General features: G+C 42.3%; 13 protein-coding genes and 2 pseudogenes. 10 read left to right on the forward strand and 5 right to left on the reverse strand.

All coding sequences use genetic code 11. The features are described from left to right. Positions 1-163 precede the first annotated feature (163 nt). Positions 164-930: pseudogene (locus tag WH214_RS03350) on the forward strand (POTRA domain-containing protein); the annotation flags it as partial. 44 nt (positions 931-974) lie between these two features. Here WH214_RS03350 and WH214_RS03355 read toward each other — a convergent pair. After that, a pseudogene (locus WH214_RS03355) lies at positions 975-1,188 on the reverse strand (IS3 family transposase); the annotation flags it as partial. Positions 1,189-1,381: 193 nt separating this feature from the next. On the opposite strand from WH214_RS03355, the gene WH214_RS03360 reads away from it, so the two are divergent. Continuing rightward, positions 1,382-1,792, forward strand: coding sequence for a hypothetical protein (locus WH214_RS03360; RefSeq protein WP_339422285.1), 411 nt, complete (start codon positions 1,382-1,384; stop codon positions 1,790-1,792). A gap of 562 nt (positions 1,793-2,354) precedes the next feature. On the opposite strand, the gene WH214_RS03365 is transcribed toward WH214_RS03360, so the two are convergent. The 3 genes from WH214_RS03365 to WH214_RS03375 form a co-directional block, all read right to left on the reverse strand. Then, positions 2,355-3,638 (reverse strand): ribonucleotide-diphosphate reductase subunit beta, encoded by a 1,284-nt coding sequence (locus tag WH214_RS03365; RefSeq protein ID WP_339422286.1) that lies wholly within the window; start codon positions 3,636-3,638, stop codon positions 2,355-2,357. 137 nt (positions 3,639-3,775) lie between these two features. Next, positions 3,776-3,913, reverse strand: coding sequence for a hypothetical protein (locus WH214_RS03370; RefSeq protein ID WP_339422287.1), 138 nt, complete (start codon positions 3,911-3,913; stop codon positions 3,776-3,778). Between the two features lie 124 nt (positions 3,914-4,037). Next, entirely contained in the window at positions 4,038-6,869 is a 2,832-nt protein-coding gene (locus WH214_RS03375) for a ribonucleoside-diphosphate reductase subunit alpha (protein ID WP_004695373.1), read from the reverse strand. A 595-nt stretch (positions 6,870-7,464) separates the two neighbouring features. Between WH214_RS03375 and bfmR the strand changes: the two genes are divergently transcribed. Next, complete coding sequence (bfmR, locus tag WH214_RS03380; protein ID WP_004695375.1) at positions 7,465-8,181, forward strand: response regulator transcription factor BfmR; 717 nt, start codon at positions 7,465-7,467, stop codon at positions 8,179-8,181. Positions 8,182-8,217: 36 nt separating this feature from the next. Beyond that, positions 8,218-9,882: a sensor histidine kinase BfmS gene (gene bfmS, locus WH214_RS03385; protein WP_339422288.1), complete on the forward strand. Its 1,665-nt coding sequence runs from the start codon at positions 8,218-8,220 to the stop codon at positions 9,880-9,882. A 56-nt stretch (positions 9,883-9,938) separates the two neighbouring features. Here the strand turns inward: bfmS and WH214_RS03390 are convergent, their stop codons facing one another. Beyond that, a complete protein-coding gene (locus WH214_RS03390) occupies positions 9,939-10,295 on the reverse strand; it encodes a hypothetical protein (RefSeq protein WP_339422289.1) in 357 nt (118 codons plus the stop codon). Positions 10,296-10,786: 491 nt separating this feature from the next. Here WH214_RS03390 and WH214_RS03395 point away from each other — a divergent pair, with 491 nt between their 5' ends. The 6 genes from WH214_RS03395 (at position 10,787) to nuoG (ending at position 18,440) form a co-directional block, all read left to right on the forward strand. Further along, positions 10,787-11,335, forward strand: a complete 549-nt coding sequence (locus WH214_RS03395) for an NADH-quinone oxidoreductase subunit A (RefSeq protein ID WP_262470827.1) — start codon at positions 10,787-10,789, stop codon at positions 11,333-11,335. Positions 11,336-11,341: 6 nt separating this feature from the next. Beyond that, entirely contained in the window at positions 11,342-12,019 is a 678-nt protein-coding gene (locus tag WH214_RS03400) for a NuoB/complex I 20 kDa subunit family protein (protein WP_004695382.1), read from the forward strand. Between the two features lie 88 nt (positions 12,020-12,107). Next, complete coding sequence (gene nuoC / locus WH214_RS03405; protein ID WP_339422290.1) at positions 12,108-13,895, forward strand: NADH-quinone oxidoreductase subunit C/D; 1,788 nt, start codon at positions 12,108-12,110, stop codon at positions 13,893-13,895. A gap of 14 nt (positions 13,896-13,909) precedes the next feature. Beyond that, the gene (nuoE, locus tag WH214_RS03410; RefSeq protein ID WP_004982912.1) at positions 13,910-14,419 is read left to right on the forward strand and encodes an NADH-quinone oxidoreductase subunit NuoE; all 510 of its coding nucleotides are present in this window, start codon (positions 13,910-13,912) and stop codon (positions 14,417-14,419) included. Then, on the forward strand, positions 14,416-15,747 hold the full coding sequence (nuoF, locus tag WH214_RS03415; RefSeq protein WP_339422291.1) for an NADH-quinone oxidoreductase subunit NuoF: 1,332 nt from the start codon (positions 14,416-14,418) through the stop codon (positions 15,745-15,747). The genes nuoE and nuoF overlap by 4 nt, the downstream gene beginning before the upstream one ends. Positions 15,748-15,758: 11 nt before the next feature. Then, positions 15,759-18,440, forward strand: coding sequence for an NADH-quinone oxidoreductase subunit NuoG (gene nuoG, locus WH214_RS03420; RefSeq protein ID WP_339422292.1), 2,682 nt, complete (start codon positions 15,759-15,761; stop codon positions 18,438-18,440).

Raw genomic sequence — 18,440 nt, forward strand, 5'->3', positions numbered from 1 at the left:
TTAATAAAAAATAAAATATAGATAAATTAAGCATTTATTTAAATTGATTTGTTAAGTATATTTTTTGTTTACATAATTATATCAATTGGTAGTAATTCAATAAAACTATCTTACACTATGTTCAATATGTATTTAAAAAAATAAAAAAAACCAAATATTCATTATGTTAAGCTTATTAAGTTGTTCGGCTTATGCAGCTGACCCACAATTACGTCCAGACTTATAAATAGATGCCGTTCAGCGCCAGAAACAACGTGATGAAGCATTACAAAAGCAATTACAGCCCGAAGCTGTAGTGCAAACGGGATTAGAAAAACAACTTCAAACCCAAACATAACTGCAATATCTAAAATCAAACAGTGAAGATGTATGTTTGAAATTAAAAAATTTGTGTTGATGGGGGAGGATGCGCATCAATTTACTTTTACTATGCGCCCCGTCACGCAAGGTGAACATAATCTCATTGGCCGATGTATTGGCGTACAAGATTTAAACCAAGCTTTAGATTTGATTCAAAACAGTATTATTAGTCATGGTTATGTCACTACCCGAATGCTGCTACCTCAACAAAATATTGCCTCGGGTGAGATTAAACTACAAGTGATTGCTGGGAAGGTAGATCAAATTCAATTTGTTCAAGAGACGTCAAAGCGTGCTCATAAATTTAATGCCTTGCCTGTTCGCTCTGGGGATATTTAAAATATTCAGGATATTGAACAAGGCTTAGAAAACTTTAAACGTGTGCCGACTGTTGAGGCAGACTTTAAAATAAAACCCTCAGAGCAACGTAATCAACCTGGCTATAGTGATTTAGAACTGGGAAGGCAACAAACAAAACCCTACCGGATTCATTTAGGTGTTGATGATGCAGGCTCAGATTCAACTGGGAAATCTCAAAGCACAGCAACCTTATCTTTAGACCATCTGTTTATTGATGTGTGCTGAAATTACAGGAGACTTCCACTTGGGAGATTCTATACAGCTAACTTGTAAAAGTCCTCTGCCATTTGATTCGGTGTTTTAAAATCTAACCCTTTTTGGATTCTTTGCTGATTATAAAATAGCTCTATGTATTTTATAATATCCGCTTTCGCTTCTTCTCTTGATTTATAGTTACAATGATGAATCAACCCATTTTTAAGTATTCCCCCAGAAGCTTTCAATTGGGGCATTATCGTAACAATCTCCCCCGCTTACTCATTGATGGGTTAATGGTAATGGATATCACAGCGCAAAATCGATAGAAGATTTAGAGGAAATATTAACTCATAAAAAGGTCAAAATTTTTTATAGCTGTCGAGGAGGAACTTAATATTTTATTGAAAACTCAGATAAAAAAATCTAACTTCAACAGGTAAAATAATTAAATATGGAAAATAAATTGAATTTACAAATTATATTGGATGAAAAAATTTTAAAAATTGATAACTTAACTATTGATTTGGCTAATATTCATGCTTTAAATTTTTTGAAAAAAGAATCAATAAATGGCAAACAACACTACTTTTATAATCAGCTAATTTATTTAAGTGATATGGTTGATTTGAAAGTATTTCTGAAAACAGAAAATATGATTTATATATTTTTTCAAACCACAGAGTTTTTTGAAAAAGACTTGTTTAACTCTAAGATTTTGAAAAGATTCATGAAAAAATATAAATTAGAGCATAATAATTTCTGTGTAGAACATCCTACTAAAGTTGTTTTGAATAAAGAAAATCACAAATGGAATTTAGTCGATTTTACTTACGACCCCAAACAAGGCGATATTTCCATGAGTTTGGAGTTTTAAAACGTAATAATAAAAATTATGCTTTCTTATTTTTGTTCAAAGTGAGGTATGAGTTAGTATAAGTTAATGAAATTTAATTTAAATAGAATATATATCTGTGAATGTCTAAAAGAAATCATAGTAAAAGAAATAGATGTAGGAAGCTCTATTAGATCTTATAATGAAATGCTTGAATAGCCCAAGAAAGATAGTAGATTCATTTTTAAATAACAAACTAGCCCCAAAATCATTGGTCGATATACCTTTATGGGTTTTTGTAAGCATTAATAATGACATGCATTATACTTAGTATAATGAAATATATTGTGATAAACATCATGATTTATTGGCAGCTGGTGATATGTGATTTTGAATAAAAAGCATTTTTGCACTGTGCAAAAAATTAAAGTACAAAAGTACGCGGCTCTGGAAATTTAGTGATGACCATCAAGAATATTTGTTTTCAATAAGTATGATCAAAGAATTACCATAATTTGTTTCTAATAGAAAAAGGCTGCAAATTGCAGCCTTTTTCTAGGTTGTCTATGACAACTGATGTGTCGTTCAAGGTGACGGTTTTACCTTACCAGCTCAACGCACCGCCAGTCTGATAATCTGTCACACGCGTTTCGAAGAAGTTCTTCTCTTTACGCAAGTCCATCATTTCAGACATCCACTGGAATGGGTTATTCACGCCAGCAAACTGCTCAGGTAAGCCCAACTGAGCTAAACGACGGTTACAGATGAATTTCAAATATTCTTCCATCATCGCAGCATTCATACCCAATACACCACGTGGCATAGTGTCACGCGCATATTCGATTTCAAGCATCGTACCTTCAAGAATCATTTGAATGATTTCTTCTTGGAATTCAGCAGTCCACAAGCTTGGGTTTTCGATCTTGATTTGGTTAATCATATCGATACCAAAGTTCAAGTGCATCGACTCATCACGTAAGATGTATTGGAATTGCTCAGCAACACCATTCATCTTATTACGACGGCCCATCGACAATATTTGGCTGAAACCACAGTAGAAGAAGATCCCTTCAAGAACACAGTAGAACGCGATCAAGTTGCGCAGCAAAATTTGGTCGTTTTCAGGTGTACCTGTTTGGAAAGTAGGATCACTTAAAGACTGCGTATATTTCAAGCCCCAAGCCGCTTTACGCGCAACTGATGGAACTTCGCGGTACATGTTGAAGACTTCGCCTTCATCCATACCTAAAGATTCGATACAGTATTGGTAAGCGTGAGTGTGAATAGCTTCTTCAAACGCTTGACGCAAAATGTACTGACGGCATTCAGGGTTGGTGATGTGACGGTAAATTGCCAATACCAAGTTGTTTGCAACCAATGAGTCTGCAGTAGAGAAGAAACCAAGAGAGCGCATAACAATGGTACGTTCGTCTTCAGTTAAGCCATTTTCAGACTTCCAAAGCGCGATGTCATGGTTCATGTTGACTTCTTGTGGCATCCAGTGGTTTGCACAACCGTCTAGATATTTCTGCCAAGCCCATTCGTATTTGAACGGTACAAGTTGGTTTAAGTCCGCACGACAGTTAATCATCGCTTTGTCGTCAACTTGTACACGTTGTGCACCCATTTCTAGTTCTTCTAGACCAGGAGCAACATCTAAACTTTCTAAGGCGTTAGATGCTCTTGCCAACGGATCGGCTGGATTTGTTGATCGGCTTCGAGGGGTTGAAGCGGGTTGTGCAGTTGCCACATTCTTCTGTGGTTGCTCTGCAGCAGATACCATCTGCGGATTAGCCGCTTTTTGCGGTTCGATGGGCGCAGACTTGTGTTCAGGTGCAGCCGGTTTTTGCGAATCATCTTCGAAATCGTCCCAACTTAGGATAGACATATCAATTCTCTCTACGTTGCTTTATATCTTTTATCGACATCCAGCATTGCTGAGATGTCTTACTATACGCTTAATTTGTGAAAGCAAAATTAAGTTTTGCCAATCGTTGTTCTAAAACTGTGCACAGAACGCGATTCTCACGACTTATTTTGCTTTCGCTTTTTGGTTTGGTTTGCTTTTACCCAAAAGTAGGCAATTGGCATATAAAACAAAACCACAAAGGAAGTCACCAAGGTCGCAAGACCTAACATATAGTTATGTGTCATATGGAGCATGGTGATTTCCTAGATTGTCTTTAATTTTTTAATCTCCCTAAATCCCTCTTTTAAAAGAGGGACTTTCACACCTCAATAAGTTTGGTGTAATTCCCCTCCTTTTAGGAGGGGTTAGGGGAGGTTATTATTGACAAGCCTCACAGTCTGGATTGTCAATTGAACACGCCATTGGCACTGGAGCTGCTTGACCGAAGCCTTCATCTTCAGCAACCACTTCTGGTTTAACTTCCTGAGCAACTGCTGCAACAGGCGCTGCCGTTACAGTTGCAGGTTTTACTGCATTCAATGCACCAGTGTTAATGGTTGATTTCTCAGCAGAAGTTGCACCTAAAGCTCGGAGGTAATACGTTGTTTTCAGACCACGTAACCAAGCCATTTTATAGGTCAAGTCAAGTTTCTTACCGTTTGCACCAGAGATGTAAAGGTTTAAAGACTGCGCTTGATCGATCCATTTTTGACGACGTGATGCAGCATCCACAATCCAGCGTGGCTCAACTTCAAATGCCGTCGCGAAGATTGCTTTAAGCTCTTCAGGAATACGAGAAATCTTCTGAACTGAACCTTCAAAGTGTTTCAGATCATTCACCATCACAGAGTCCCACAGACCACGGTCTTTCAACGCACGTACTAGGTACGGGTTGATCACTGTGAATTCGCCTGACAGGTTCGATTTTACATATAAGTTTTGGAATGTTGGCTCAATCGATTGAGACACACCACAAATGTTTGAAATAGTCGCAGTAGGTGCAATCGCCATCACGTTTGAGTTACGCATACCGTCTTTTTGAACTTTGGCACGTAAAGTGTCCCAGTCCAAACGTTGAGTGCGGTCAACTTCAAACATACGCTCAGGACGTGTTTTAGCAACAAGGTCTAGCGAGTCAATTGGCAGGATACCTTGATCCCACAGTGAACCTTTGAATGTCTCATAAGTACCACGTTCAACAGCCAAATCACTTGATGTTGAAATTGCGTAGTAGCTGATCACTTCCATTGATTCATCAGCAAAATCTACTGCTGCATCAGAACCATAAGCGAGTTGCATTTCATACAGCGCATCTTGGAAGCCCATGATACCCATACCCACTGGGCGGTGTTTCAAGTTCGAGTTTTTCGCTTGTGGCACAGCATAGTAGTTAATGTCGATCACGTTATCGAGCATACGAACCGCTGTTTTTACTGTACGTGCAAGCTTTTCACGGTCTAACACACCACCTTGAACGTGTTGTACAAGGTTGATCGAACCTAAGTTACATACCGCAATTTCATCTTTGCTTGTGTTTAATGTGATTTCTGTACACAAGTTAGAAGAGTGAACTACACCAACGTGTTGTTGTGGTGAACGTAAGTTACATACGTCTTTGAATGTGATCCACGGGTGACCAGTTTCAAACAACATCGACAGCATTTTGCGCCACAAATCTTTTGCACGGATTTTCTTGTGCAACATGTTTGTTTCTTTCGCAATCGCTTCATAGTGTGCATAACGCTCAGCGAATTCTGCACCCATTAAGTCGTGTAGATCTGGTGTTTCAGACGGCGTGAACAGTGTCCATTCAGCATCTTCAAAAACACGTTGCATAAATAAGTCAGGAACCCAGTTTGCGGTGTTCATGTCATGCGTACGGCGACGGTCATCACCGGTGTTTTTACGTAGCTCTAGGAACTCTTCGATGTCCAAGTGCCAAGTTTCAAGGTATGCACACACTGCACCTTTACGCTTACCACCTTGGTTAACTGCAACAGCAGTATCATTCGCTACTTTAAGGAATGGAACAACACCTTGCGACTTACCGTTTGTACCTTTGATATACGAGTTCAATGCACGAACTGGCGTCCAGTCATTACCTAAACCGCCTGCCCATTTAGACAACATTGCGTTATCACGCATAGCGCCATAAATGTCATACAGGTCATCATCAATCGTGGTCAAGTAGCAGCTCGACAACTGTGGACGTAGCGTACCTGAGTTAAATAGGGTAGGCGTTGATGCCATGTAATCGAAGCTCGACAATAGGTTGTAGAACTCGATTGCACGTTCTTCACGGTTTGCTTCGTTGAGTGAAAGACCCATCGAAACACGCATAAAGAATAATTGTGGCAATTCGAAACGCACGCCATCTGAGTGGATGAAGTAACGGTCAAATAATGTCTGTAGACCTAAGTACGTAAATTGGTTTGAACGTTCTGGTTGAATCGCTGCTGCCAATTTTGCAAGGTCAAAGTTAAGAAGCTCTGGTGAAAGTAGGTCTAGCTCAATACCTTTCTTCAGGAAAGTTTCTAAAGCATCGCCTTCAGCTGTGTCTTCAGACAAGCCAAGGAAAGTTAAACCCGTTGCGACCAATTCATCACGAAGTAGGCGAGCTGTCACGTAGGTATAGTTTGGTTCTTGTTCGATACGTGTACGTGTTGCCATCATCATCGTGGTTGCGATGTCAGATGCTTTTACACCGTTGTAAAGGTTTTTGATGGTTTCATCGATGATCGCTTGAACATTGATGCCTTCTAAACCTTCAGCCGCTTTTGTTACAGTCGCTTCAAGCTTACGCATGTCAAGCGGTTGAAGCTGACCATTGGCGTCAGTGATTTGTAAGGTCGGGTGATGGTTTTCACCTGCTTGTTTACGTGCGTCAGCACGTTGATCGCGGTAGATGACATACGCACGAGCAACTTTCTGTTCACCTGTACGCATCAGCGCAAGTTCAACTTGGTCTTGGATTTCTTCGATGTGAATTGTACCGCCAGAAGGTAGGCGGCGACTGAACGTATTTAATACCATCTCGGTAAGTTGAGAAATACGATCGTGGATGCGGCTTGAGTCAGCACTTTGTTGGCCTTCAACAGCCAAAAATGCCTTACCAATGGCAACAGAGATTTTTTCTGCGTCAAAGCTGGCAACATCTCCAGTGCGTTTAATCACCTGAATTTGACCAGGGGTTGAATTCGATACGCTCATGCTAGCATAGCTCCATTTTGTCATCTATTTTTATGTCTATGGACCGTTTGAACTGGGCAATTTTTATGCCACAGTGTTTGAGGTTTAAACACAAGACCTAGTGGTTTAAAAATTAATTGAACACAAGATACGGGAAAATTCAGGGTAGATCAATATTGACATTTTATTAAATATTTTGATCGATCTGGTCTCGAAAAGATCTCAAAAAGATCCCTTTTTTATGATTCTTGTATTAAGCCTTATTAGACAAGGCGATAGCATAACAAAGCTCGGTTTAAGTGCTTATAGATAACATTGTGGATAAGTTCAAAACAGACGAATGAGTGAGTTATAAACTGTTCAAACAGTGGCTTGGTATGAAAAATCGCCATTTTGTAAAGAAACGTTTCTTTTGCTTTGGTTGGATATACAGCAAACGCGAGAAAGCGCTCATTTGGAGGCTGAAAAAATGTATAACAAAATGCTACTTTGATGTATCAGTTTGGTGAACAAGATCTTGTTTACAATGTAAACGTGTGTATATTGCAAAATATATCAGAGCGTATCCCTTGGATTTTAAAGGATACGTTAAGTCGTCAAAATAAAGGGGCACTCCATGAGCCAAGAAGAAAAGTTACCAAAAATTTTAATCGTAGAAGACGATGAGCGCCTAGCTCGCTTAACTCAAGAGTACCTGATCCGTAATGGTCTTGAGGTTGGGGTAGAACCCGATGGTAACCGTGCCATTCGCCGTATTATTGCAGAACAACCCGATATGGTGGTGTTGGATGTGATGCTTCCAGGTGCAGATGGTTTAACCATTTGCCGTGAAGTTCGTCCACATTATCATCAACCGATTTTGATGTTGACTGCACGTACCGAAGATATGGATCAAGTTCTTGGTCTAGAAATGGGTGCAGATGACTATGTGGCAAAACCAGTTCAGCCCCGTGTTTTACTTGCACGTATTCGTGCCTTATTACGTCGTACTGACAAAGCACCTGAAGATGAAGTTGCACAGCGTATCGAATTTGATGATCTGGTGATCGATAACGGTGGTCGTTCAGTGACTTTAAATGGTGAGTTGGTTGACTTTACCAGCGCTGAATATGACTTATTGTGGTTGTTGGCTTCAAATGCAGGCCGCATTCTTTCTCGCGAAGACATTTTCGAACGCTTACGTGGTATCGAATATGACGGTCAAGACCGTTCAATTGATGTGCGTATTTCGCGTATTCGTCCAAAAATTGGTGATGATCCTGAAAATCCAAAACGTATTAAAACGGTACGTAGTAAAGGCTACTTATTTGTAAAAGAAACCAATGGTCTTTAAGCCGTTTATTTGATTCGTTAAAACGGGACATTTTTAGTGTTCAAACACAGTATATTCTTGCGTATCTATGCTGGGCTGGTAGTGCTGGTCGCTATTGTTGCCCTCATGGGATATTTGCTTGTACAAATTATTAACTATCAGCGAGTGCAAGAATATCGCGAGTCTTTGACGGACGGGATTTCCTTTATTATTAGTGAAGGTGTATCCCGTCAGACCAATGCACAGCAAAAAGCAGACTGGATTTCAGATGCTTCAGATTTGCTTGAACTGCCGATTAATATGATCCCAGCCGATAAAGTGGATTTGAGTCGTGCAGAGTTAAAGCGGATCAGTGAGCGTAAAGCGGCTGTGCGTTATGATGCGCAAACGCAAGTGGCGTACCTGATCATTGGTCTAAAAGATGATCCGAATCATTTACTGTATATTAAAGTAGATAAAATTGGTGAGCTGCAAATGAAAGCACTCCCGATTTTTATCCTAGATTATCTGGTGTATTACCCAGGCCAAGAAGAAGAGTACTTGGAAAAAGTACAGAAACATTTCTCTTATCCTGTACAAATTGAAGAAGTACAAAATCTGGCTTTAGAGTCGGAGCAGATTGGTCGTTTGCGTTTAGATCATAGCGTGATCTTATATCGTGATAGTGCTTCTGTGCGTGGCACTACCATTTCTATTGTGTCTCCACCTTTACCAAGTTCACCGAGCAAGGTTTTGGTATTGGGGCCTGTGCCTATTTTCAACTGGATGCCGTTTCAGCTCGCAGCAGGGATTACCTTGTTGAGCCTGTTTGTACTCAGTTTGGGGGTGTATGGCTTGCTTGTACCGATGCAGCGTAAACTGCGTGAGGTCAATTACGGTTTAAACCGTATGAAAGCAGGTGATATGACCCTACGTTTGCCTGTCGACGGCACGGATGAAATGGCCAGTCTAGCAAATAGCTATAACAGCATGTCAGACCATATTCAGCGACTCATCGAGGCGCAGCGCGAGCTGATGCGTGCAGTATCGCATGAGCTTCGTACGCCCGTTGCTCGGATTCGTTTTGGTATGGAAATGCTGGCTGAAGAAGATGATTATGAATACCGTCTTCAGCAAGTCGATATGATTGATAAAGACATTGAGGCTTTAAATACCTTAATTGATGAAATCATGACCTACGCCAAGTTGGAGCAGGGCACACCATCACTCGATATTGAAAACATTGTATTGTTTGAAGTCTTAGATCAGGTGGTGGTTGAGACGGAAGCACTAAAAACCCAGAAAGAAATTCATTTAAATGCTCCTCCTTTAACCTTAAAGGTTGAAGCTGAACGTCGTTATTTACACCGCGTGGTGCAGAACTTGGTTGGTAATGCGGTTCGTTATGGCGACCATCAGGTGCTGGTCAGTGGTGGTATTAATGAGAGCGGTATGGCCTATGTTTGTGTTGAAGATGATGGGCCCGGTATTCCAGAAGTTGAGCGAGAGCGCGTTTTTGAAGCCTTTGCGCGTTTGGATGATAGCCGGACTCGAGCATCGGGTGGCTATGGTTTAGGTTTGTCGATTGTGAGCCGAATTGCCTATTGGTTTGGTGGTAGCGTTAAAGTGGATCAGAGTCCAAGTCTAGGTGGTGCACGTTTTACCATGACATGGCCGGCACATCGCTTTAGTAAGTCTAAAAAGAAGTATAGTGTTAAAGATAATACAGACTCAAAAAGCTAAGCATTGAAAATAAAAAAGCACCGAATTTCGGTGCTTTTTTATTTTTTCATGCTGACTTATTCTTGGGTGCTGGCATCGGGAGAAATAATCTGTTTGCCTTGTTTTAGGCTTTCAAGCGCATCTGCATTAAAGTCAATCAATAATGAGTTGTTTTGGGTATCTATGCCATAACGGCTAATGAGCTTCTGATCACCATTAATCGTTTCAATTTTATATTCATCCACAATATTCATAATGCCATCAAGGTTGGTGGTGGCTGAAGCTTTGTCTTGGCGAAAAAGTTCATAAATGTCGCGTAAATCAAAGATGGCATTATTGGCATCGGGGTGTTTACGAACATAAGTTTCAACATGGCGAATAAGCAACTGGGCAAATAAAAAATAGTTAGGTTTATGGGTGAATTCCAGACTCATGTGGTGCTCCTTATTCTTTGTTGTTGGTTGTCTATATCAATAGCACAAGAAAAAGCCAAGTGCATTAATTGATTGGGGTGATTTGCAAAAAAATACAAAAAATATGAGTGACTTAATCTACTTTTGTGGTTTTTAAATAAGCAAAATGCTGCGGTTGTTGATCTGAGTTTTTTAAACTGCTGATTGTCTGATTGTTATCGGAATGAGGCTGAAAAATGCTTTATAAGCTTGGTTTGAATGTCAAAATTTGGAAAAATAATAGAATAGTAGTGTTTTATTAGATAAAGCGATTGGTTTCGAAATAAAAGGGCTTTCATCGAAAAAATCTCAAAAAACGAAGAGAAATCATCCTAAAGACGAAGGTCTATAAGCTAGCAACTTACGTCAGCAATCGGGTACAATTGGCGGGATTAATTTTGTGTTTGGTGTATTTGAAGGCCAATACATGCATTCTTTGTTAATAAATTAGGCCTGCCAGGAGTTATCCCCGCATGAGTGCCATTACTCCATACGAATGGGCAATTATTGCCTTCGTGATCGGCGTTACATTTCTTTGCGTCTTTATGCTCACTGTCCCATTACTCCTTGGGGGTAAGTCATGGGGTCGTGCAAAGCAAGAGCAATTTGAATCAGGTGTGGTTGGTGCTGGTGGCGCACGTATCCGCCTGTCAGCAAAGTTCTATTTGGTTGCAATCTTCTTCGTCGTATTCGACTTAGAGGCGCTTTACCTTTACGCATGGGCTACATCGGTTCGTGAAGTGGGTTGGGTGGGTTTCACCACTGCAGCAGTATTTATTTTAGTTTTACTCGTTGGTTTGGTTTATGAGTTGTCTACTGGTGCGCTTAACTGGTCTCCTTCTGACAAACGTAAAGCAGCAGGGATTAAACCTAAAGTTGGTTCTCCAAATATGAATCTTGCAGAAATCACTCGCTTTAATTCAATTGAAGAGTTGGTTATGGACCCTACAGGTCAAATCCCAGCTCAATCATCTGGTCGTGTGAAAGATAAGTCACCGACTAAATCGTCTGATAAGGAGTAACTCGGGATGAAATATACATTAACCCGTGCGAATCCGGATGCTGATCAATATCCACTTCAAGAGCGTCAAATCGTAACGGATCCGCTTGAAGAAGAAGTGAATAAAAATGTGTTCATGACTCGTTTAGAGGACGTGGCACATACAGCAGTGAACTGGGGTCGTAAGAACTCAGTTTGGCCGTTTAACTTTGGTACATCTTGCTGCTACGTAGAGTATGCAACGACTTTAACTGGCGTGCATGACTTGTCGCGTTTCGGTGCCGAAGTAATCCGTGCTTCACCTCGTCAGGCTGACTTGATGATTGTTGCAGGTACATGTTTCGTTAAAATGGCTCCAGTTATTCAACGTTTATATGAACAAATGTTGGAACCGAAGTGGGTTATTTCAATGGGCGCATGTGCAAACTCTGGCGGTATGTACGATATTTATTCAGTTGTACAAGGTGTGGATAAAATCATCCCAGTCGATGTTTATATTCCTGGTTGCCCACCCCGTCCAGAAGCATTAATCCAAGCATTAATGTTGTTACAAGACCAAATTCAATTAGAGCGCCGTCCACTTTCTGCCGTGATTGGTGATGATCTTAAGCCAGTGTATAAGCCAAAGATGATGCCAGAACGTGACCGTAAGAATGCTGAACGTATTGCAGTGAAAAACTTACGCTCTATGGATGAAATTAAATAATTTAAACGACAGTTGTTTTGATGCACCCGGTCTGGGTGTAGTTGTCGTTTAGGTTGAATGAATTTGTATTAAATAGGAAGCCAAGCCAATGGCTGAAACTGAAAACGCTATGCCAGAGTCAGCGCAAGTTGATTCACGCCCAGCATTTGCAATTGTAGAAGAGCTCAAAACCAAATTTGGCGAGAACTTCTATGTGCAAACGACTTTTGAAGACTTTCCAACGGTCTGGGTTGAGCGCGCGCGCGTACAAGAAGTTTTAATGTTCTTGCGTACAGTGTCACGTCCATACGTGATGTTGTTTGACTTGTCTGCGGTAGATGAACGTTTACGTACACACCGCGACGGTTTGCCTGCGTCTGACTTTACTGTGTTCTATCACTTATTATCGCTTGAGCGTAATAGTGATATTCGTATCAAAGTTGCATTGAATGAAAATGATGTAAATCTTCCAACTGCAACCAACATTTGGCCAAATGCCAATTGGTACGAACGTGAAGCTTACGATATGTTCGGGATCAATTTCGAAGGGCATCCAATGCTCCGTCGTATTTTGTTGCCAACCTATTGGGAAGGTCACCCACTTCGTAAGGAATACTCTGCACGTGCCACTGAATATACACCGTATATGCAGAACCAAGCGAAGCAGGATTACGAACAGGAACACCTTCGTTTCGTACCTGAAGATTGGGGTATGAAGCGCGGTAATGACGACGAAGATTTCATGTTCTTGAACTTAGGTCCGAACCACCCATCTGCGCACGGTGCTTTCCGTGTAATCTTGCAGTTGGATGGTGAAGAAGTGAAAGACTGTGTGCCTGATATCGGTTATCACCACCGTGGTGTGGAAAAGATGGCTGAACGTCAAACTTGGCATTCATTCATTCCTTATACCGACCGTGTGGACTACTTAGGTGGTTGTGCGCAAAACATGCCTTATGTGATGGGTGTGGAGCAAATGGCGGGCATTACTGTACCTGATCGCGCGCAATGTATCCGTGTCATGATGTCTGAATTGTTCCGTATCAATAACCACTTATTGTATATCGGTACTGCGATTCAAGATGCTGGCGGTATGACGCCAGTCTTCTACATGTTTGCGGATCGTCAAAAAATCTATGACGCGATTGAAGCAATCACCGGTTACCGTATGCATCCAGCATGGTTCCGTATCGGTGGTACAGCGCATGACTTACCAAACAACTGGCAGCATCTGATACGTGAAATCCTAGATTGGATGCCGAAGCGTATGAATGAATACTACACAGCAGCGCTTAAAAACTCTGTGTTTGTAGGTCGTACGCGTAACGTGGCTCAATATGACGCGAAATCTGCGTTGGCTTGGGGTGTAACTGGTACTGGTCTACGTGCAACAGGTATTGACTTCGATGTTCGTAAATATCGCCCATACAGTGGCTATGAAAACTACGACTTCAATGTGCCACTTGAGTACGAAGGCGATGCGTATGCACGTGTTCTTGTTCACTTCCGTGAAATTGAAGAATCACTCAAAATCGTGAAGCAATGTTTAGATAACATGCCTTCTGGTGCATACAAAGCAGACCATCCATTGGCTGTTCCACCACCAAAAGACAAGACTTTACAAGACATTGAAACCTTGATTACGCACTTCTTAAGCGTATCTTGGGGTCCTGTAATGCCTGCAGGTGAAGCATCTGTAATGGCGGAAGTAGTCAAAGGTGCGTCGAATTACTACTTGACTTCAGACAAGTCAACGATGAGTTACCGTACCCGTATTCGTACACCGACTTTCACGCATTTACAGCAAATGCCTTCTGTGATTAATGGCAGTCTGGTATCTGACTTGATCATTTATTTAGCGACAATTGACGTCGTTATGGCTGACGTGGATCGCTAAGGGGTAAACGCATTATGATGATTTTGACTGATAAAAAGCCACGCGTGAATGTTGAAGGGATTTTGACTGCGGACGAAATCCACGAAATTGAACATCACATTGGTCACTATCCGTACCCACGTGCAGCATCTTTGGATGCTTTGAAGTGTGTACAACGCCGTAATGGCTGGGTAGATGACGCGCAGCTAAACGCCATTGCTCAGTTATTGACAATCAGTGTTGCTGATTTGGAAGGTGTTGCAACTTTCTATAACCGTATTTACCGTCAACCCGTGGGTCGTAACGTCATTTTACTTTGTGACTCGATCGCGTGCTTCTTGATGGGTGCGGAAACTTTAGCAGAAGCTTTTCAGCGCGAGTTAGGCATTCAGTTTGGTCAAACGACTGCTGATGGTCGTTTTACTTTGCTGCCGATTTGCTGCTTAGGTAACTGTGACAAAGGCCCAACCTTAATGGTGAATGAAGACACTCACGGTTTGGTTGAAGTTTCTTCAGTGAAACAGTTATTGGAGAAGTATGTATGAATACCGAACCAAAACCAATTTATGGCGAAGGTAACCCAAAAACGCATCCATTAACTTGGCGTTTGAGTAAACAAGAGCACGTTCGTAATGCAGATGATTACGAAGCGCTTGAAGGTTACGCGGGTCTGAAAAAAGCAATCACCATGCCGCCGAAAGATGTGCTTGAAGTGATTAAAGCTGCGACCGTAAAAGGTCGTGGTGGTGCAGGCTTCCCAGCAGGGATCAAATGGTCTTTGATGGCGCCAAATGACAATTCAGGGCCACGTTACCTGATTTGTAATGCCGATGAGATGGAACCAGGGACCTTTAAAGACCGTTTGTTGATGGAAAAACTTCCTCACCAATTGATCGAAGGGATGTTGATTGCAGCGTATACGCTAGAAGCAACCCATGGTTATATCTTCATTCGTGGTGAGTACATTGAAGCGGCTGCTTACTTAAATGAAGCACTTGAGCAAGTTCGTGCAAAAGGTTATTTGGGTGAAAACATCCTTGGAACTGGCTGGAAGTTCGAGTTGCATGTGCACACCGGTGCGGGTCGTTATATCTGTGGTGAAGAAACTGCATTAATCAACTCGCTTGAAGGTCGCCGTGCAAACCCACGTACGAAACCGCCATTCCCACAAGTTGCAGGTGCTTGGGGTCGTCCTACGATTGTTAACAACGTAGAGACCTACAACAACTTACCAGCAATCATGTTGCGTGGCCCTGAATGGTATATCGGCTTATCTGCGGGTAAGTCGAAAGATCCAGGCACAAAAATTTATGGTGCATCTGGCAAGGTGAAATTCCCAGGTCTTTGGGAGCTTCCATTTGGTACAACTGCGCGTGAAGTCATTGAAGACTATGCGGGCGGTATGCGTGATGGCTTAAAGCTTAAAGCATGGTTACCGGGTGGTGCGTCTACAGACTTCTTGGCTGCTGAACACATTGATCTACCGATGGATGCTGAGAGCATCATGAAAGCAGGTTCACGTTTAGGTACGTGTTTGCTGATGGTGGTTGATGAAACGCAATGTATGGTTTCAGCGACTCGTAACTTAGAAGAATTCTTTGCACGTGAGTCATGTGGTTTCTGTACGCCTTGTCGTGATGGTTTACCGTGGGCGGTGAAAGCACTGAAAGCATTGGAAGATGGCACAGGTAAGAAAGAAGATATCGATCACTTACAAGAACTTACTCGTAAGCTTTGGATTGGTAAGACTTTCTGTGCGCATGCTCCAGGTGCAATGGAACCGTTGATGGGTGCACTCAAATATTTCCGTGGCGAGTTTGAAGCAAAAGTAGTGAATGCTGCTGCGCAAACTAGCAACGTAGAACAAGCTTAAGGAATTCGACTATGGCTACAATTCATGTCGATGGCAAATCGTACGAAGTCAATGGCTCAGAGAACTTGCTGCAAGCATGTTTGTCTTTGGGTATTGATATCCCGTACTTTTGTTGGCATCCATCCTTAGGTTCTGTCGGTTCTTGCCGTCAATGTGCCGTGACTCAATACGCGAATCCTGAAGATACGCGTGGTCGTTTAGTCATGTCATGTATGACGCCTGCATCTGACAATACCTACATCTCGATTGAAGACAAAGAAGCGAAAGACTTCCGTGCGTCAATTGTTGAGTTCTTGATGACCAACCACCCACACGACTGCCCAGTCTGTGAAGAAGGTGGTCACTGTCATTTACAAGATATGACCGTGATGACTCAACACGACCGTCGTCGTTACCGTTTCACTAAGCGTACGCACTATAACCAAGAGCTAGGCTCATTCATTTCACACGAAATGAACCGTTGTATCGCATGTTACCGTTGTGTTCGTTACTACAACGACTATGCCGGTGGTACAGACTTTGGTGTGTATGCAAGTGCGTCACGTGTTTACTTTGGTCGTCCTGAGTCAGGTACTTTAGAATCTGAATTTTCGGGTAACTTGACTGAAGTCTGTCCTACAGGTGTATTCACCGACAAAACTCACTCAGAACGCTATAACCGTAAGTGGGACATGCAGTATGCGCCAAGCGTATGCCAAGGCTGTTCTTCGGGTTGTAATATTTCTCCGGGTGAGCGTTATGGCGAACTTCGTCGTGTCGAAAACCGTTTTAACGGTGAAGTGAACCAATACTTCCTTTGTGATAAAGGTCGTTTTGGTACAGGTTATGTGAACCGTGCAGATCGTCCACGTCAACCGCAGTTCCGTGATGGTGCTGAAGTCACTACAGTTTCTGTAGATCAGGCATTAGATACGGTGATTGCAAATATCCAAGGCAAAAAAGTTTTGGGTATTGGTTCTCCACGTGCATCACTTGAGTCGAACTTCGCGCTTCGCGAGTTAGTCGGCCAAGAGAACTATTCAACGGGTATGTCTCAAAAAGAGCAAAACTTGGTTGAATTGGCTGCATCGATTATGCAAACAGAGGGTGTATATAACCCAGGTATGCGTGAAATCGAAAGCTATGATGCTGTGCTTATTTTGGGTGAAGACTTAACACAAACTGCGCCACGTATGGCGTTGTCTGTTCGTCAAGCGGCGAAAAACAAAGCCAAAGAAATGGCTGCGGAACGTCGTACCCAAGACTGGTTAGCAGAGCCGCTACAACGTATTGCTCAAGATGCGAAATCACCGATTTTCATCCTCGCTGCAACACAAACACGCTTAGCTGATGTTGCCGCAGGTGAAGTGGTTGCTTCTCCAAACGACATCGCTCGTTTAGGTTTTGCCGTTGCTGCTGCTGTGAAAGGTGATGCAATTCTTGGTCTAGCGGATGATGCGAAAGCATTTGCTCAGAACATTGCAGATACACTGAAAGCGGCGAAGAAACCACTGATCATTTCAGGTACAAGTTTACAAGACGCATCCATCATGGAAGCTGCTGCACAAGTCGCGCAAAACCTTGGTGGAAATGTTGGCTTAAGCTTGACGGTTCCTGAAGTGAACTCTATGGGCTTAGCAATCTTCGGTGGCCAAAGCTTAGAACAAGCGTTTGCGCAAGACTATGATACGGTTGTGATCGTTGAAAATGATCTATTCCGTCGTTTACCTGCGGTACAAGTTGAAGCAGCACTTTCTGGTAAAGATGTGATTGTTTTAGATCACTCTGAAACTGAAACTGTGAAGAAAGCGGATATCGTACTTTCTGCTGCGTCATTTGCTGAAGGCGATGGTACGGTTGTCTCTCAGGAAGGCCGTGCACAACGTTTCTACCAAGTGTATGACCCGAGCTACTACAAACCTGAACTGGCGATCAAAGAATCTTGGCGCTGGTTACATGCCATTGAAACCGGCGTGAAGGGCAAAGCGATTTCTTGGACCTTACTTGATGACGTGATTGAGTCAGTTGCGAAAAACGTACCTGCACTTGCTGCGATTCAAGATGTGGCTCCAGATGCGGGCTTCCGTGTCCATGGTTTGAAAGTTGCGCGTGAACCGCGTCGTTACTCTGGTCGTACCTCTATGCGTGCACCATTGAACGTGCATGAACCGAAACAACCGACAGATATCGACTCGGCATTAACATTCTCTATGGAAGGTTATGTTGGGAACCAGACTCCATCTCCACTTGTACCATTTGCATGGTCTGCAGGTTGGAACTCACCGCAAGCTTGGAATAAATTCCAAGATAACGTGGGTGGTCACTTAAAAGGTGGTGATTCTGGTGTGCGTTTATTCGATCGTTTAGCGAAGCGTCCAGCACGTACTTTCGTTGCTCCAGCGGTTGTGGTTGCAAACCCTGAAAGCTTCCGTTTAGTGCCGATGCATCACATTTTTGCTTCTGGTGAATTTACTGTGAAAACACCTGCTATGGAATCGCGTATTCCTGAAGCGGTCTTTGCAGTGGGTGAGCAAGATGCAACTCGTTTGAATGTTCAAGATGGTCAAAAAATCACTGTGAAAGCAGGCGAGACTTCGATCGTACTTCCAGTTCAAGTGATTGATTATTTACCTACAGGTTATATTGGTTATCCAGTTGGTCTTGCACCTACGGTTTCACTTGCTGAGCCTGTATCAGTCGCGGTAGGAGCGTAA

The organism is Acinetobacter sp. MYb191, from assembly GCF_037572605.1.
GTDB lineage: Bacteria > Pseudomonadota > Gammaproteobacteria > Pseudomonadales > Moraxellaceae > Acinetobacter > Acinetobacter johnsonii.